The following is an 18,209-nucleotide window of genomic DNA, read 5'->3' as shown; positions in this document are numbered from 1 at the left end:
TTATAGCATTAATTGAATTCCTATTGTACCCATCCTCAAAGGGGGAAGGGCTGTAATACTTTGGCTTTCTGGATCAGTGATCTTATATGGACTAATTGTCCAGAGGTTTTGTCCCTGAAGGAATATTTTCGCTGATTTAATTTTGATCTTGCTGATCAGCTGATAAGGAAGGCTGTAGGAGATGGCGAGGTTTTTTAATCTGATGAATGATGCGTCCGCAAAAGATGCGCTTGAAGTCCGGATCAATAGCCTTGAAGTATTGATAGGTCCACTACTTGCCTGTGAATAGGCCTGGTATTGTGCATCTGGATTTTCCGGTGTCCAACGGTCTATGAGGACTTTTAGCACATTTACCCGGCTTCCAACAAGTGCGGCACTGCCGTATACCGGATCTGTTCCTTTTTGTTTGCAGAACTGGAAAAAAACATCCAAGCTAAGTCCCTTGTATTGGAAGGTGTTGGAAATTCCTCCATAAAAGCTTGGGTCCGATGTGCCTAGTTTTTGATAGTCAGCTATGGTGATTAGGCCATCCCCGTTGGAATCCTGAAACTGATACGCCCCAGTCTGCGGGCTGATCCCAGTGTATTGATAACCCTGGACTGTATTAAGCGGCAGGCCAATGAAATAGGTTGTTGCATAACTGGAGGCAGCCAGACCAGGGAAAGCCAGCAGCTTATTTCTGGCAATCGTTAGATTTGCGGATGTTGACCAGTTAAACTGGTTTGTCCTAAAATTAACCGTATTGACCTCAAATTCAAATCCCTGGTTTTCTATTTTGGCATCAAGATTTTGTAGCACAGAAGAAAAACCGGTTTGTCCGGGTAAAGAATATGACACGAGTTGGTTATCGCTGATGTTTCTAAACCATCCTACATTCATTCGAAGCCGGTCATTAATAAAACCCAACTCCAGATTGCCCTCAAGCTTGATGTTATTTTCCCATCCGTAATTCTCATTGAACAACCTGGTGGAGAAAAGACCTGATTGTCCCCCGTAGGCCGTGGTAGGCAGGTAGCTGTCCAGATACTGATAGTTGTTAATCTGATCGTTGCCGGTGATGCCGTAACTTCCCCGAATTTTTCCAAAGCTTAGAAAACCAAGTTTTTCCTTAATAAATTCTTCTTGAGAGAATACCCACGCAGCACCTATTGCGCCAAAATTTGCAAACTGCCGGCCAGGTCCGAACCTCGAGGATCCATCCCTTCTGCCTGTGAGGTTAATTAGGTATTTGGAGTGGAGGTTGTAGTTCACGCGTCCAAAAAATGCCTGATACCGATATTCTGAAACGGTATTCGTTGGGTCTTTAGTCAGGGCTCCTGCAATCGAGCCAATCAAAAGGTCATTGGTGTAGCCCGAAGCAGAGGTAAATGTTCCGCGGGAACTTGTCCCCTGAAAGGTGCTTCCAACAAGAAAGCTGATCTCTCCAGAGGATTTGGTCTTAAGGGTATAGTTGACTTGTGGTTCTACCGAAAAATTCTCAACCAGGTTATCTGCAAAGCTTGCAAATCCGGTAGGTGAACTCGCTGGATTTTGTGCGGCAATTGGTGTCAAACTAGTCTGGTTGATGTTATTGGTATTAATACCTGTTGAAATTTTGAATTCCAGTCCTTTGATGAACTGATAGCCCATAACAAAATTTCCATTAAACCGGCTACCCTTAAAACTATTTGTACGTAACAGCCCGGCAAATGGATTAGCGAAGGAAACACCCTGATCTACCCAGACTAGTTTCTCGTCTCCATCGTATACGGTAGGCGCATTGGGAACTGTGGTTACGGATCCGGTAAGGTCAGTGGCATACAGATTGTTTTGCGATATTCCGTAGCTGCCGGAAAGATTGAAACTAAATTTTTTATTTGGAGAGCGATGATTGAGATTTATCGACGCGTCTTTTCTGGCAAGGCCGTTATCACCCGGGAAAACTGTCGTCTCTCTATAGTAATTTGCGCTAAAAGCGTAGGTCGTGGAGTTGTTTCCTCCGGACAGTCTCAATTGGGCATTTTGGGTTTTCGATGTTCCGCCGGTCAATAGTTCGGGGAAGTTCTGGTAACGGTTGTTGTCCCACAATAAAAGATCAGGGGCGTTGGCATTAGTGGGGCTGACTTTGTCATTTACAAATGCTTCACGTCTCATTTGTAGGTATTCCTGGGTGTTCATGAGTTCCAGTGTTTTGGTCACTGATCCAATACCTCCGGATAGGCGGAAATCAGCGGCGATACCACCTTCTTTTCCTTTCTTCGTTGTGATCAATATCACACCGTTTGCACCCCTCGAACCATAAATTGCGGTTGCATCGGCATCTTTGAGGATTTCAATGCTTTCTATATCCGCGGGGTTGATGGTGTTGAGTGGACTGTTTGCGAAAATGGCGCTATTCTGGGCAAGTGTTTCGGATGGAAAAGGTATGCCGTCAATCAGGTAAAGTGGTGAGGTTCCCGATTGGATAGAGCTTCGTCCCCTTAACTGTACGTTGAAGTCTGAGCCTGGCAGTCCGTTTCTTTGGGTGATGATTAATCCTGCCACTCGGCCCTGCAGTGCGGCAAGGGGATTGCTTACGGGTTGATTGGCGATTGTTTTTGCGTCTATTTTAACAATTGTTCCTGTTCGCTCCTTGTCTTTGACACTGTAATATCCTGCATTTATCTTTACTTCCTCTAGGGCGTTGTCCTTATCTTCAAGAGTAATATGAAGCTTGTTTTTTACTGCGCTGAAAGGCCTTATGGCTGTAAGGTATCCCGTGTAGGAGATTTGCAGTGTGCCTTGCGGTGGCACCTGCCGGATGGTGAATGTGCCGTTCTCGGCAGTAGTGATGCTAAGAGTAGTTCCAGATATGGATACGGTGGCACCTGCTAACGGCTGCCCATTGCTTTGGGATCTGACCTGTCCGGTCACCGTGATCTGGCCTTGTGACTGGAGGGTTGTAAAAAGGCAAAGCGTGGCCAGCACAAGAAATATGATTATTTTTTTCATGTGGTTGTTTGTTTGATGAATAGGAATTACCGGCGATCGTCGGATAGAGGGTTAGGTAGACCTAAGCTTAAGTATTGTTGTTAGGTACGCCTATAGCTGATGCTGAATTTTATTCAGGTGGGCAAATAATGAGGATGAAGGATTTGTTATTTCTATTTCTCATTTGGAGTTGTTTTGAGCGTGATAGTTGAAATTTAGTAGGAGAGGGAAAGCCTGCCTTTAACCATTAATTAAAGAACCTATTTTTTAAATACAGGCAGGCTTTGCCGAATTGCTATACAGGGTTTTTCGGTTTGAGGGCATAGAGCCGATCAAAGGGACAGGACGATAGAGTAAGGGTTAATAAGTGTTGAAAATCAAGTATGGAAAAGAAGAATGTAGGGCGACTTACTCGCTCATTTTGGAGTGATTGGTTGCTGTTCCGGTTGATTCTTTGTTTTCTCATTGCTCGTATGGATACGAGTCTTGTGAGCACCCTGACAATAATACATGTGGGGCTACCTACCATTGCTACATTAAAGTTCTCACGCCTTAGGTTGAAATGGAATTACAGCAGCCCCACATCTATTTCGATGTACAAATATAGCACAACTACATATAGATATGGGATTAATCTGCTGTCCTGCATCAACGGCGTGAGATTCTGTAACTGCAAGACTCTTATTAATACCTGTTTGTAATTCAAAAGTAGTGAAAAAATGATAATTTATAGCATAACTGTATGATTTATTTTATTCATGATCGATTATGGAAATAAGGAGTACAGTTCATTATTAGCAAAGAGATTTAAAATGATCCTAAAACTTTGTGATTTGGAAGTTTCGGGTTTCTCTCAATTAGTAGGGAAATCAGAATCTCACATTTATGGAGTTGTCAACGGTTCACGTCCGCTAAGCAATTCATTTGCAAATCAAATTGGGGCTATTTTAAATTTTGATTCCGGAGTTATTTTTAATCTTAATAGACCACTACCTTCTTTGCTTGAGAGTGATAAGTTGATAGATTTTAGAAGAAAATATAGTAATAACTTAGAGTATTTTATTAGTAAAAGAAATGAGCAAAGTATTGACTTCTTCTTAGTTAATGTGCTCATACCCTCTGAATTCATGGAAGATAAACGTTCTGTTTCTGAAATAAGAATTCACAGTAGAGAGGTTTACAAGAAAGAATTTTCCAGTGAAGAACTTTCGAAAGGATTAAGGTATGCTGTTAAAAAAGGCCATTTAAAAACTACAAAAAAAGAGATTGTAAAATCTAGTGGGACAAAAGGAATAAGGATGGTTGATGTTTTTTGGAGCTGACCCATTTGACTATAGGCTCTTAAAGTGATTGTTAGGCGCAAATTTTAGAGTGGAATATCCAATCAAACGCTGTATTTAGCAACAGGTAGTAATGTGCTACTGACTTTGTCGAGAGTGGATGCTTTTATAATGGTTTTAAACGATAGCAGCCAGTTATTAATCTGACTCTAGCAAAAGAATATAAATATAATCATACAAATGGATATATATATATATCCGGTATTGTAGAAATGGTGTATTCGCCCAAGATTAAAAACAGGACCGAAATCAGCAGCAGGGCTGCCATACACGATAAGAACATGAATTGTACATTGTCTTTGATTTTTATGATAAATAATTTCTGAGGAAAAATTTACTTTTAAAAAGCAATAACCTGCCTTGGATGTCTTTCCAAATTTAGAATCATGTTCAGTCTGATTATACGGAAAATTGGTCGTTTTTGGAGTGGGAAATTTCCCGTTTGCAGTTAGTCTATGTATTTTGGGCGGTTCTTCGCCGCTTCCTGTAAAGGATTCTACATTTAATGATACTATAAATGAAGGATCTGATATTGGTTCTATTTTAACCGATCACACCGTTTTACTAAGCATTAGATTCAAAATCCCTAAGTGGTTTGTCAATACGCTTTCCACTATTTCTGGAGAATCAAAGTTTTTCCTGGGCGATGGCCAGCATGGTGACGATTTTGTCGATTACTTTTTCAAGGTCTTCTGTGGAGGCACTATAGTAGGCGTTTTTGAAACTCTTTACCGAGATGCGGCTGGTTTCGCTGGTGCTGTAATGTTTGGCGATGTATTCATGAAGTATTTTTGGGCTACCTGGCATGATGATTTTTGCGGTTACTTGCAGGTGAATGAATATTGCGAGTTGCTTTACGGTGAAGGTTACTTTATATTTGCTGTCCAACAGGCTATGTTGATAGAGGTCGTTTGCAATGTGTTCCATGGACTGCAGGTATTGCATTTCAGACGTTACGAATTTTAGTAGGGACTGCTTGATGGGAATGAGGCCCGGATCGTAGTGGGTATTTGTAAGAGGATAAATTTGTAGAATGCTTTTTCTGATCAGTGATAGCGTTTTGTGCTGGGCTGACATTTCTTCGCAGGTTTGTAATTCCGTGTTGATATAGTTGCAACAGAATTGAAAAAAGTCTTTGTGGTTTAGATTGAGGGAAATCAGGGTCGATATGAGCTCTAAGATAGTGCTCTTTTCGTTCTGCTGCTTCAATTTGCAGCAAAGCTCTTTTAGAACAATTTGCCAGTAACTGAGCTGTTTGTAGGTAAGTGGTTTATCCGGCTGGAAGGCTGATTTTAGTAAGCTTTCCAAGAATTTGATGATTTCTTTGCCGTTCTGTTGCGTAGTTAGTGTTTCAATGAGCTCGTTAGTTTGCTTATTGAGATTTTCAATTTCTGTTTGCCATTGTTTTTCTGGGAGAAAGCTTTCATAGTTAAAATATTCAGGGAAGTAGCGTTTGATATCCTGAAGGATATTGATTATTCCCAGGGTAGTTATTTGAATTAATCCAGGAGTATTCTCCTTTTCATTTGTGGACTCATTTGCTGTGATGATTTGAGTTTCTTGCAAAAGTACCTCTAGTGAGTGCTGATGTTGGGCAATGTAATGTTTGGCTCTTTGAGGCTTAAGATGGCAGACTGCGTTTTTTAATACGCTGATAATTCTCAGTGATTCCTGCCTGATTTCAATTTTCAGTTCTTCTTTATTGATATTTTTTGGATTTTTTTCAGCAACTGTTGCTTCCAAAATGTGCATAAAATGCAGGAGTTCGTAATTCATTTTCAATCCTTTTTGCTCACTTAAGATAAAATTAAGTGATTTCCTTTTTTCTTCTCCTTGGCCAATTGGTTTTTTTCCGTGGCGAAAGGATGATTTGTGCGAAGAAATTTTTGTTGCAGCTGCGGCTTGGTGTATTCCTTTTCAGATTGAACTTAAGGGTTGCTTGTTTTAGCAACCCTGCAGCCACTTGACTGGTGTAGATTAATATATTTTATTTGCAGTAATGGATGCTTCTGTTGCCTTTACAGTGTTGTTGTTTGACGGAGGTCTGATTGACTGCATTGTGGCATGTTCCGCTTAAAGAATATATGGGAACGAATTAAGCTTAAATGTTAACATTTAAATCTTTGATTCATGAATAAGATTGATGCTCTTCTGGATATCTTATCTAAGATATATCAGATTTTGGTACTGGTTTACAACAGTAAATACCACGGTAACCTTGCTTTTGATGAGGATCCACAAATGAACCGACAGGAGGTTATGGATTACCTTGGGATTAGTGAGAGTACTTATAAACGCATGGTTAGACAGGGTAGGCTAAAGCCTATGAAGCTTCCCGGAGGAGATAAGTTTTATAAGAGTGACCTTTTATCGGAATTTAAGGAAAGTAAAAGGAGGGGAAGAGTTTGATTTATGATAATGTCTCAGTTACTAGCATATTCGATGAGTTTCCTATAATTTTCGTTTTTTGAAACGGTTCAACAGAATAAGCTGTATCAAACATTTAAACTAATAACTGAATTAAAAATTTGATTTTAATGAAAATGTAAACCGTAATATATAGGTGATGAAGTAAATTCTCAATGCTACGAAATTTTGTGAAATAACTCGATAGATACGTATTTGTGGATATGAGAGTGCTTGAGACTAGAAGACTTAGAATCTTTTTTTGCTGTTATTTTGAAATGATTAGATTATTCTAAAGGATCTTTCCCCAATCTTTGCAATTCTCTTCAAATCATCAAGCAAATTTCAGAAAAGTACACAGTCTCGGGAGCCACAACTGGCAAGTACTGTAAAACGTTCGTTTGCCTTCTTTTTTATTCCGTAAATTGCTGTTAATCTAGAAGATAAGAGCGGGCAAGAAACTCACTTTAGGGGTTCGATGTTTCAAGTTTTCAAAAGTGAATTTTTCGGGGTACTGTTTAACACCTGACAGAAGGCTATAGAAATGAGATCAAAAAAGGCTATTTTTGATCTCATTTTCTATAGGTATTTATATGATGTCCGATTTTACACCGCTTTTTGATTATGTTGAGAGACTTTCTGGCAAGGTACTTTCAGCTGACGAGAAACAAGTTTTTATTAGGCACTTCAAGTCAAAGAAACTAAAAAAGCGACAATATTTTTTACAAGAAGGAGATGTATGTAAGTATACAGGGTTTATTGTAAAAGGCTCGGCTAGAACGTTTACAGTTGATGAAAAAGGGCACGAACATATTCTAAAATTAAGTGTCGAGAATTGGTGGCTGAACGACTTTGAAAGCTTTTACCAATTAACACCAAGTCGGTTTAATATCCAGGCACTGGAGGACATGGAACTTCTTCAGATAACGAATGCGCTTGTGGATGAGTTTATAAAGCCTATTCCAGCTTTTGCAGCAATGCAGAACATTATTAATCAAAATTACACCATTGCAGCACAGAAAAGGATGCAGTCTGCTATAAGCCAATCAGGGGAAGAGCGTTTCCAGGAATTGGTTAATGAATATCCACACTTTTTACAGCGGTTTCCACAAAACATGATTGCATCTTACCTGGGATTATCCCCCGAGACTTTAAGCAGGATAAGGAAGAACGCCTTAAAATAAATTGATTTTTATCATGTGCATTTAATGACTAAAGTCAAGATCCAGCCCCTTATGAGGCTGCATCTTTGGGTATTAATTAAATCGCAAAAATCATGAATAAGTTAAAAAATAAAGTCGCCGTAATCACAGGGGGTAATAGCGGTATTGGATTTGGTATTGCGGAAGCATTTAAAAATGAAGACGCAGTTGGAACCATTGTTGGCAGAAACAAGGAAACCCTAGCTAATGCTGCGGTACAGCTCGGTGATGATTTTATAGCCATCAATGCAGATGTAACCAACCTGGCCGATCTGGAGCGCGTATTTAAAGAAACCGCTGAGAAATTTGGTAAGATAGACGTGGTTGTAGCAAACGCTGGTGCCGGAACTACCGGAACCGTGGCAGATACGACCGAAGCCGACTTTGACAAAGCCATAGACCTGAACTTAAAGAGTGTTTACTTCACTCTGCAAAAAGCGCTGCCGTATATGAATGATGGAGGTTCTGTTATTCTGATCGGATCAAATGCAGCACATCGTGCCTACCCTTCATTTGGGCTTTATGGTGCCGCAAAAGCGGCTGTGATCTTTCTGGCAAAAGCGTTTTCAAATGACCTTACAGATAGAAAAATAAGAGTAAACGTAATTACACCGGGAACAACTGATACGCCAGCATTTGACAAATTCGTACCTGCGGAACAAATTGAAGCTTTGAAAACACACTTTGCCAGTGTAATGCCGATTGGCAGAATAGGACAACCATCTGATATCGGTAAAACAGCGGTATTCCTGGCCTCTGATGACTCTTCATTCATGTTGGGTGCCGAACTCCTTGTTGATGGTGGCATGACTTATTTATCTAAGTAAAAAAATAATTCGAAATGGAAAGATTAAAAAATAAAGTTGCGGTTGTTACCGGTGCTTCAAAAGGAATAGGTGCAGCTATAGCCAAACATTTTGCTGCAGAAGGTGCAAAAGTTGTAGTGAATTATGCATCGAGTAAAGAAGACGCAGAAAAAGTGGTGAAAACCATAATGGATAATGGTGGCACAGCCATGGCCGTGCAAGCAGATGTATCTAAAGAAGCTGATGTGATCAGGCTGTTTGAAGAAACGGAAAAAGCTTACGGAACATTAGATGTTTTAGTTAACAATGCAGTATCTCAAGGCTATGCACCTATTGAGCAGATTTCGGTAGAGGCATTTCACCAAAGTTTTAATGTGAATGTATTAGGACCTGTATTAACTATCCAGGCAGCATTGAAGCTTTTCGGTGATGAGGGAGGCAACATAATTAATATCAGTTCGGGTGCAAGCAAGTATCCATTACCGAATGCCTCATTATATTCTTCAACTAAGGCCGCACTAGATGCGTTCACCATCGCTTTGTCAAAAGAACTGGGTGCAAAAAAAGTTCGGATCAATTCTATTTTGCCTGGTGCTACAGAAACAGAAGGAGCAACCAGTGCGGGTGTAACCAAGGGGAGTGATTATGAAAAAATGTTTATTGCCAATACACCACTTGGCCGAAGAGGCCAGCCCGGGGATATTGCGAAAGCCGCAGTGTTTCTCGCATCTGATGATGCAGCCTGGATTACTGGTGAGCAAATATCAGTTTCAGGCGGTATGTATGGTTTTTAAATGGCAGCCAAAAAATTAAGACATTAGACGGAATCATTAATGACTGTGGGTTCATCAAAACCTGCCGAAATAAATCAGCAATAGCCACTTTAAGTCAAGGCCACAGATCACACTCTGTGGCCTTTGCTGTGGTTCTATAGCGTAGCTCAAAGTGAAATGGCATAACAAATTCAGAAAGTTCAATGCAATAGACTTTAAATAAAACCGTAACAAATACGTAACGGAGCAAAATTTTGCAGTTTCAAAAATAGTTCGTAAATTGCTTCTGTAAGTCAGAAAAGCACATTTTACCTCATATAAGGGCGGTTAGGCTAGAAGACTCATAATCTTTGAGTGAGCACTATTAATTTAAATGATGATGAGAGTTGTTTCCAGAGTTCTCTTTTGTAATAAAAATTGTTCGCTTTTTGAGACAATAACTGAATTGAATTTTCTCATCCTATGAAAACCCGCATTCGTGATAACAATTCTATTGGCTATTCCAGTAAATTATTTACGTTAAAATATAGCTTATTCATATAGTAGTCCAGATACTTACTTTTTAACATATCATTTCTCTTTTATTTTTTGGCGTCAATTCATATTCCTGTACTCGACAGGAGTTTGCCCTGTTTTTTGCTTGAAAAGTTTATTAAAGTATTGAGGATAGTCAAAGCCTAACTCATATGCGATCTCACTAACAGATTTATTTGTACCTATCAGCTTGTTTTTAGCTTCCTCAATTAAATATAGATGAATATGGTCCTGAGTATTTTTACCAGTTTCTTTTTTAAGTAAGTCACTTAAATATCCAGGTGATAAATTCACCTGTTCGGATAAATATTTCACAGTAGGCAAGCCCTTTTCCTGCTTATTTTCCTGCGAGTAATAATTGGTGAGAATTTTCTCAAACTGAACGAGCACTGAATTATTGGAACTCCTCCTTGTTATAAATTGCCGCCCGTAAAAACGGCTGCAATAATTGAGCAATAATTCGATTGTGGAAACTATTATACTTTGGCTATGCACGTCTATGTTTTCTTCCAGTTCAGTGTTAATTTTGGATACGCAGTCATATAAAACACGTTTTTCCTTTTCGGAGAAATGAAGTGCTTCCGAAGTTTGATAGGAAAAAAAGCTGTATTCCTTCATTTTATCATTTAAGGACGTTGCCCGGATTAGATCAGGATGAAAAAATAATCCCCAACCCATTATGTTTTCGGACGCTTGCTCATTATTGTCAATTTCGATAATCTGATTGGGTGCCATGCAGATTAGACTACCGTCCTGAAAATCAATGATTTTTCGCCCATACTTGATTTTATTATCAGGGTAGCTCTTAAACATAATGGAGTAATAATCTGCAGACAATTTTATTTCACAGTCTATCTGCTGATCCACTTTGCTAAAGTCTACCACACCAACTAAAGGATGATGGATATCGTGAGCCAGCCCGAAGAGTAAAAACATCTCTGAGATCGTTTGTAAATGAATAATTTTACTCCTCATCATAGGTTTTTTTGTAAATATGCTGATTATTGAAACCATTACAATGCAATGGCTCCAGTAATCGGGTTAAAGGGATTAAATTCCAAATTGGGCTTTTATTCCTGCCTCAAAAGTTTCATCGTCACTCTGCTTAAGATTTCCGATCATAAATTCCGCATCTTCGCCTGCTATGTATCTCAATTGCGCAGTATCATCGGTGGCTGCTTGGTAAATTACATTAGCAACAACACTTGCGGATGAAGCATGTTGAAACAAGAACTGCATTGCTGACATGATTTTTTCGATAAAGGGTTGGTATTCTGTGTAAGATTCATTGTTGCTAAAATCAAGGGAACGCCCCGTAAAGTCAGTAGTAATAGCACCTGGCTCAATAATCTTTACTTTACCTCCAAATTCTGAAACTTCGTATTTCAGGGATTCAGAAATACCTTCCACAGCAAATTTGGTTCCGTGGTACAGCGCTCCCAAGGGAAACGCCATTTTGCCTCCAATAGAAGAAATATTAATAATCGTGCCGCTTCTATTTCCACGAAAATGTGGTAACAATGCTTTGGTAACATCTAAAAGGCCAATCACATTTGTATCAAACTGACGGATGATTTTCTCTCTAGAAAAAGATTCTAAAGGACCATAGGCACCATAACCCGCATTATTAAGTAGTACATCAATCTTTCCAAATGTTTCGATCCCCTTATTTACCGCGGTTTCAATAGAATTTAAATCCAAGACGTCCAGCCTGGCTACCATAACATTTTCCAGGAGATTTAATTCAGTTTCACTCTCTGGTTTACGCATGGTGGCAATAACGTTCCAGCCTTTCTGCTGAAATAGTTTTGCTGTCTCTTTTCCTAACCCACTGCTTGCTCCTGTTATTAAGATTGTCCTTCTCATTTTTTTGATTTTAAATTATAATATAAAGGTCGAATTAACGAAGTGATGGCAGATAAGACGAATTGAGGAAATTTGTATTGTTTTTGCTGAACTTTGTGCCAAAAGTGAAAAGGATAGCCGTAAAATAGATACTTCTGGCGCCTGAGTTTCATTTGGAAACTACATGAGCGCATTTTAAAATAAGCTACACCAGGAAAAGCTGCTGGAGACCTATTCCAAATCCTATCCAATCGAAGGGAGGCTAATCTGAGGCCGCAAAGAAAATGTCGAATTTAAGCAAATAGCATTTACTGGTGTTTTGGTGGATACTGATCTTGGTACCACAAAATCCTTTAATATCCAAGATCAGGTCTGGATGGTTATGAATTATACATATGAAAATGCAACTTTTGTAGTTTCAACTCGTGGGATTATCTTTAAGGACTCCTGAAAGATACTCGTGGTGTCCAAAGTGTGAATTTTCATTCTATTTATTTTTCCTGTTCAGGGATGTTGATGTTTTTTCTTCAGAGGTATATGTAATTTCCATCTTGATATGGCGATTTTTTTGACATAATCAGTTCGATTTTCATGGAAATCAAAACTTGCCTCGGCGATCAACTTATCCACCAAAAACACAATCTTTTCCACATTTCACTATTTACTAATAATTTTAGCTTTATGTTTGTTGTTTAATTTTTGTTACTAAAAATAATAGTATTTAAATTGTTTCAATCATGGATGCTAAAAAGGAGTTGTTTCAAAAGCTGCAACAGGATATCCTGTTGTGGCAGGGCTTTAAGTCCACATCCTCGGGCAAGGCTGAACGCATAGGCCTTGGTGGAATCGAAGATTCTTTTCCCGGCGGTGTATTCCCCAAAAAAGCCATCCACGAATTTATAACCATAGCCCCCGAAGATGCCGCGGCAAGCGACGGATTTATTGCTGGCCTGCTGGCAGTACTAATGGAAAACGGTGCGGCATGCGTGTGGGTTAGTACCTCACGCAGATTATTCCCAGCCTCGCTTAGCCTATTCAACGTAGAGCCCGAGCGCATCATCTTTATAGATGTGCAGAGCGAAAGGGATGTGCTATGGATTGCAGAAGAAGCGCTTAAATGCGAAGGGCTCGCTGCGGTGGTAGCAGAATTAAATAAGGTCAGCCTTATCGAATCGCGCAGGTTGCAGCTTGCCGTAGAGTCCAGCGGGGTTACGGGATTTATCTTACGCAAAGACGGGAATAAAGCAGCAAGCACGGTAGCTACCGCAAGATGGAAAATCAGTCCGTTGCCAAGTGAAAGCCATGATGGAATGCCAGGGCTGGGATTTCCCCGCTGGCAGGTAGAGCTGCTTAAGGTGCGCAATGGCAACCCTGGAAGTTTTGTGCTGGAGTGGGCAGGAGAAAAATTTAAGGAAGTCAAGAAATTGAATAAGCAAACGATTTGGTCTGATCTGGAGCGCAGGCAAATTGGGTAGATATCATGCAAAGGCGTTTTGTTTCCATATGGTTTAGCCAGCTACTGGCTGACTGGCAGATTATTCGCAGGCCTGAGCTTTCTGATCTGCCCTTTGTTTTCGCTGCGCCTGATCATGGCCGAATGATGATCACAGCCGTTAGTCCATTGGCATTTGGTTTTGGAATAGAGGTCGGAATGCGTGCCGCTGATGCTAAGGCAATATGCCCGGGACTTGAGGTACTGGATGATAAGCCTGGCCGTCCAAGAAATCTGTTGCGCGGCCTTGGCGAGTGGTGCATTCGCTATTCACCGATAGTTGCCATCGATGAGTTTGGAATGGATGCTCTGTTGCTCGACGTTTCTGGATGCACGCATCTCTGGGGCGGAGAGCGAGGATATTTAAAAGAGATATTTTCTAGACTAAAAAGTAAGGGATATACCGTAAGGTTGGGCATTGCCGATACTCCGGGAGCTGCCTGGGCGGTTTCGCATTACGGCAAGATTACTCCATTAATTCCTGCTGGTGAACAGGTGGAGGCATTGCTAAATCTTCCACCTGACGCGCTTAGGCTGGACGAGCAGACGCTTGCAAAGCTTAGAAAACTGGGGTTTTACCAGATTAAGAGCTTTATCGGGATGCCCAGGTCGGTCTTGCGCAGGCGTTTTGGCGAGGATTTTCTGTTACGCTTGGCACAGGCGATCGGAACAGAGAACGAGGTGCTGGTTCCCTTGCAGGTTCCCGTTGCATTTAGCGAAAGGCTGGCCTGTTTGGAGCCTATAAAAACCAAGGTTGGAATTGAAATCGCTATTAATAAACTGCTCGAAAGTTTATGTAAGCGGATGCAGTCGGAGGGAAAAGGATTGCGGACGGGCGTGCTCACGGGCTACCGGATCGATGGAAAAATGGTACAGGTGACTATCGGTACCAGTGGGGCTACCCATAACGCAAGTCATTTGTTCAAGCTTTTTCAGCTTAAAGTGGATCAGATCCGCCCTGCCCTGGGCATTGAGCTTTTTGTTCTGGATGCCCCAAAGGTGGATGATGTGGAAGTGCCTCAGGAGGAAATGTGGACATCTACCCCCGGGCTTGATGATAAAAGCGTAATCCGATTGTTGGACCGTGTTGCAGGGAAAGTAGGATTTCAGGTAATCCACCGCTACCTTCCGGCAACCAAATATTGGCCGGAGAGATCGGTGCTAAGGGCGGTTTCGGTAACAGAAAAACCGCAGGCCAGTTGGCGGATCGATAAGCCCAGGCCTACTGAACTGCTCAAGACACCAGTGCCAATTGAGGTAATGGCTATCATTCCCGATCACCCGCCAAAGTTTTTTATTTATAAAGGCGTGCGGCATGTGGTGGCAAAGGCCGATGGACCTGAGCGCATTGAGCGCGAATGGTGGCTGGATCAGGGTGAGCATAGGGATTATTACCAGGTAGAGGATGAGCTGGGCGGCCGCTATTGGCTGTTTCGCTCAGGACATTATGGCGGCGAACAAAAGTACAAATGGTTTATACATGGATTTTTTGCATAGAGGAGAGGGGTTATGGGATACAGTGAATTACAGGTTACTTCAAATTTCAGCTTCTTGCGGGGAGCATCGCACGCCCATGAGCTGGTTGAACAGGCTGAGATTTTTGGGTATCAGAAAATAGCTATTACCGATAGAAATACGCTTGCGGGAATCGTTCGTGCACATGCAGCATGCAGGGAAAAAAACGTAAAGTTGATCCCCGCATGCAGGCTGGATTTATTGGATGGGCCTAGTCTGCTTGCATATCCTACTGACAAGGAAGCATACTGCAGATTATCCGCGCTGCTGACTCTTGGCAATATGCGAGCGGAAAAAGGTTCATGCCATATTTCCAGGGCAGATGTTTACGCACATAGCAAGGGGATCATTTTTAACCTGGTGATGCCCGGTGAGCTCAATCGCAGGTTTGAGTATGACCCCGGTTTTGTAGCTGCACTGGCGGAATACCGCGAAGCATTAGGCGGTCAGTTGTACCTTGCGGCAACCAGGTCCTATATGGGAAATGATGATAAGCTGATTTTCCGCACTTCCCAGCTTTCCAAGGTTTATGGAATCCCGGTGGTGGCAACAGGTGATATCCATTACCATTCGCCTTTGCGCAGGGAATTGCAGGATGTGCTTACCTGCGTTAGGGAAAAATGCACCATCCAGGAAGCTGGGTTTCGCTTGCACCAGAATGCCGAGCGCTATATGAAAGAGGTGGCAGAGATGGAGCGTTTGTTCAGAAAATATCCAAGCGCTATCAAAAATACGATGGTGATAGCCGAGGCTTGTAATTTTTCTCTGGATGAGCTCAAATATGTTTATCCCGAAGAGATCAATAAAAGTGGCCGCTCGCCACTGGAAGAACTGGAATACCTCACTTGGAAAGGAGCGCAAGAGTTTTACGGTGAAAAGATCCCAGAGAAAGTGATCAAGATGATCCACCATGAGATGGAATTTGTGAAGCAGATGGATTATGCGAATTATTTCCTTTTTGTTGAAGATATCGTGCGTGAGGCCAGGTCACGGGGAATCCTTTGCCAAGGGCGAGGTTCTGCGGCGAATTCGGCCATCTGTTTTGTGCTGGGAATTACTTCAGTTAACCCGATGAAATTTGACCTGCTTTTTGAACGCTTTATTTCTCCGGCCAGGAACGAGCCCCCGGATATAGATGTGGATTTTGAGCATGAGCGCCGGGAAGAAATCATCCAGTATATCTATAACAAATACGGCCGTGACCGGGCGGCAATCGTCGCAACGGTTACCCAGCAGCACCAGAAAGGTGCAATCCGTGATGTGGGAAAAGCAATGGGGCTTTCAGTGGATACAATTAACCGTTTATCGAGTTCCATTTGGGAGTTTACCGATGAATGGTTCGAGGGTAAAAGGGTTACCGAACAGGGGTTAAATCCAAACGACCCGCATCTTAAAAAAACGTTAGAGCTTACCTCGCAGATGATAGGCTTTCCCCGGCAGCTGGGTCAGCATACCGGGGGATTTGTAGTTACTCAAGGAAAGCTTGCAGATCTGTGCCCAATTTTAAATGCCCGGATGGAGGATCGCACAAATATCGAGTGGAACAAGGATGATATCGATGCGCTGGGATTTTTAAAGGTGGATGTGCTGGCGCTTGGGATGCTCACCTGTATACGCAAGGCTTTTGATCTTTGCCGGGATCATTACGGAAAACAGTTTACTTTGGCCAATATTCCCCAGGATGATCCTGATGTTTATGATATGATCTGTCTGGCTGATACTTTGGGCGTATTCCAGATTGAAAGTCGGGCACAGATGTCGATGCTGCCAAGGCTAAAGCCAAGGGAGTTTTATGATCTGGTAATCGAGGTGGCAATCGTCCGCCCAGGACCAATACAGGGAGATATGGTGCATCCCTATCTGCGCAGGCGAAATGGAGAAGAACCTGTAGATTATCCTTCACCCGAACTAGAAGAGATTTTGGGGAGAACTTTAGGCGTACCGCTCTTCCAGGAGCAGGCGATGAAAATAGCAATTGTTGCAGCTGGGTTCACGCCCGCTGAGGCAGATGGATTACGCCGTAGCATGGCAACATTTAAGTTCAAGGGATTAGTGAATCAATATGAGCAGAAGCTTATCGATGGAATGATGGCCAAAGGGTATACACTGGAATTTGCAAAGCGGATATTCAGGCAACTGGAAGGATTTGGAAGTTATGGTTTTCCGGAATCCCATGCGGCAAGTTTTGCGCTACTGGTCTATGTATCCTGCTGGCTAAAACACTACTATCCCGATGTTTTTGCTACAGCGCTTTTGAACAGTATGCCTATGGGTTTTTACCAGCCCGCGCAAATTGTCATTGATGCCCAAAAGCATACCGTTGAAGTACGTGAAGTGGATGTAAACCATTCGTTGTGGGATAATAAACTCGAAGAAAAATCGGGAAAATATCATACCCTGCGTCTGGGATTCCGTCAAATCAGTGGTATTCGGGTTGATGAGATAGAGATTTTGATTAACGCACGCGGTGATAAATATAAAAGCATCACTGCGCTTCGCGATGCGGGAATATCTATTGCAGCGCTTGAAAGACTGGCCGATGCTGATGCTTTTCGTTCCATGGGAATGGATCGGCGTAAGGCACTTTGGGAAATTTCGGCCTTAAAGGATATGCCCGTCGAACTGTTCAAGGGACAGGCTTCTGAAAGCATACTTGAAATGCAGGTAGAGTTACCCCTTATGGGAAAAGGAGAACATGTCGTTCAGGATTACGCAACAGTCGGCCTTTCGCTAAAGGCACATCCGGTGAGTTTTGTGCGGCCGCAACTGGATATGCTAAATATCCGCAGTTGCAATCATATCAACAACGATTCTACAGATGGGCAACTGGTGAAAGTTGCTGGACTGGTCCTGGTGCGCCAGCGCCCCGGAACTGCAGGTGGTGTTTGTTTTATCACCATTGAGGATGAAACGGGATATTCGAATCTGGTGGTTTTTGAAAAATTGTTCGAAACCTACCGCAAGGAAATTCTGCATTCGAGACTTCTAATGGTAGAAGGGCGTTTGCAGCGGGAGGGGAATGTGGTGCATGTAATCGTTAGTAAGTGTTTCGATTTTACAAAAATGCTGGGCAAGTTGGTACAGCGTGAAGTGGATGAATTGCCGGTATTGACTTTGGCGAGAGGCGATGAAAAGACTGCGCCCTATCCCTCGCAGAATAAGCGGGCCCAGGTAAGGAATGAAGCGCCTAAAAAAGCTTTCCATGGTGGAAGGAATTTCAAATAAGAGATTTCATCATAAGCAGAAATTAAGCAAGCTTTTATATCTGAATAATAAGATTGGAAACTTGCTTCCAAAAAATTGGATCTAGGTACATTGTTGATCAGTTATTTATGTGTAATTTCAAT

General features: G+C 41.9%; 12 protein-coding genes. 8 read left to right on the top strand and 4 right to left on the bottom strand.

Annotation, left to right across the window (positions count from 1 at the left end):
- A complete protein-coding gene (locus OQZ33_RS22735; protein WP_265801803.1) occupies positions 1–2,970 on the bottom strand; it encodes a SusC/RagA family TonB-linked outer membrane protein in 2,970 nt (989 codons plus the stop codon).
- A gap of 791 nt (positions 2,971–3,761) precedes the next feature.
- On the opposite strand from OQZ33_RS22735, the gene OQZ33_RS22730 reads away from it, so the two are divergent.
- Positions 3,762–4,271, top strand: coding sequence for a hypothetical protein (locus OQZ33_RS22730; protein ID WP_265801802.1), 510 nt, complete (start codon positions 3,762–3,764; stop codon positions 4,269–4,271).
- 645 nt (positions 4,272–4,916) lie between these two features.
- Here OQZ33_RS22730 and OQZ33_RS22725 read toward each other — a convergent pair.
- The gene (locus tag OQZ33_RS22725) at positions 4,917–6,065 is read right to left on the bottom strand and encodes a hypothetical protein (protein ID WP_265801801.1); all 1,149 of its coding nucleotides are present in this window, start codon (positions 6,063–6,065) and stop codon (positions 4,917–4,919) included.
- 354 nt (positions 6,066–6,419) lie between these two features.
- On the opposite strand from OQZ33_RS22725, the gene OQZ33_RS22720 reads away from it, so the two are divergent.
- The 4 genes from OQZ33_RS22720 to OQZ33_RS22705 all read left to right on the top strand — a co-directional run bounded on the left by OQZ33_RS22720 (position 6,420) and on the right by OQZ33_RS22705 (position 9,497).
- Positions 6,420–6,698, top strand: a complete 279-nt coding sequence (locus OQZ33_RS22720; protein ID WP_265801800.1) for a helix-turn-helix domain-containing protein — start codon at positions 6,420–6,422, stop codon at positions 6,696–6,698.
- A gap of 590 nt (positions 6,699–7,288) precedes the next feature.
- Positions 7,289–7,879 carry a Crp/Fnr family transcriptional regulator gene (locus OQZ33_RS22715; protein WP_265801799.1) on the top strand — a complete coding sequence of 197 codons (591 nt, stop codon included), beginning with the start codon at positions 7,289–7,291 and terminating at the stop codon, positions 7,877–7,879.
- Positions 7,880–7,971: 92 nt separating this feature from the next.
- Entirely contained in the window at positions 7,972–8,724 is a 753-nt protein-coding gene (locus tag OQZ33_RS22710; RefSeq protein WP_265801798.1) for an SDR family NAD(P)-dependent oxidoreductase, read from the top strand.
- Positions 8,725–8,738: 14 nt separating this feature from the next.
- On the top strand, positions 8,739–9,497 hold the full coding sequence (locus OQZ33_RS22705; RefSeq protein WP_265801797.1) for an SDR family NAD(P)-dependent oxidoreductase: 759 nt from the start codon (positions 8,739–8,741) through the stop codon (positions 9,495–9,497).
- A 573-nt stretch (positions 9,498–10,070) separates the two neighbouring features.
- Here OQZ33_RS22705 and OQZ33_RS22700 read toward each other — a convergent pair.
- Positions 10,071–10,988, bottom strand: coding sequence for a helix-turn-helix domain-containing protein (locus tag OQZ33_RS22700; protein WP_265801796.1), 918 nt, complete (start codon positions 10,986–10,988; stop codon positions 10,071–10,073).
- A gap of 72 nt (positions 10,989–11,060) precedes the next feature.
- Positions 11,061–11,876: an SDR family oxidoreductase gene (locus OQZ33_RS22695; protein ID WP_265801795.1), complete on the bottom strand. Its 816-nt coding sequence runs from the start codon at positions 11,874–11,876 to the stop codon at positions 11,061–11,063.
- A 716-nt stretch (positions 11,877–12,592) separates the two neighbouring features.
- Between OQZ33_RS22695 and OQZ33_RS22690 the strand changes: the two genes are divergently transcribed.
- From OQZ33_RS22690 to OQZ33_RS22680, 3 genes are read left to right on the top strand one after another with little or no spacing between them, the layout of a single operon-like run.
- Positions 12,593–13,330, top strand: a complete 738-nt coding sequence (locus tag OQZ33_RS22690) for an ImuA family protein (RefSeq protein ID WP_265801794.1) — start codon at positions 12,593–12,595, stop codon at positions 13,328–13,330.
- 5 nt (positions 13,331–13,335) lie between these two features.
- Positions 13,336–14,844 carry a Y-family DNA polymerase gene (locus tag OQZ33_RS22685; protein WP_265801793.1) on the top strand — a complete coding sequence of 503 codons (1,509 nt, stop codon included), beginning with the start codon at positions 13,336–13,338 and terminating at the stop codon, positions 14,842–14,844.
- 12 nt (positions 14,845–14,856) lie between these two features.
- Positions 14,857–18,087 carry an error-prone DNA polymerase gene (locus OQZ33_RS22680; RefSeq protein WP_265801792.1) on the top strand — a complete coding sequence of 1,077 codons (3,231 nt, stop codon included), beginning with the start codon at positions 14,857–14,859 and terminating at the stop codon, positions 18,085–18,087.
- The last annotated feature ends 122 nt before the right edge of the window (positions 18,088–18,209 follow it).

Origin of the sequence: Pedobacter sp. MC2016-05 (assembly GCF_026239735.1) — a bacterium.
GTDB lineage: Bacteria > Bacteroidota > Bacteroidia > Sphingobacteriales > Sphingobacteriaceae > Pedobacter.
This window is presented reverse-complemented; position numbering and strand designations above follow the sequence as displayed.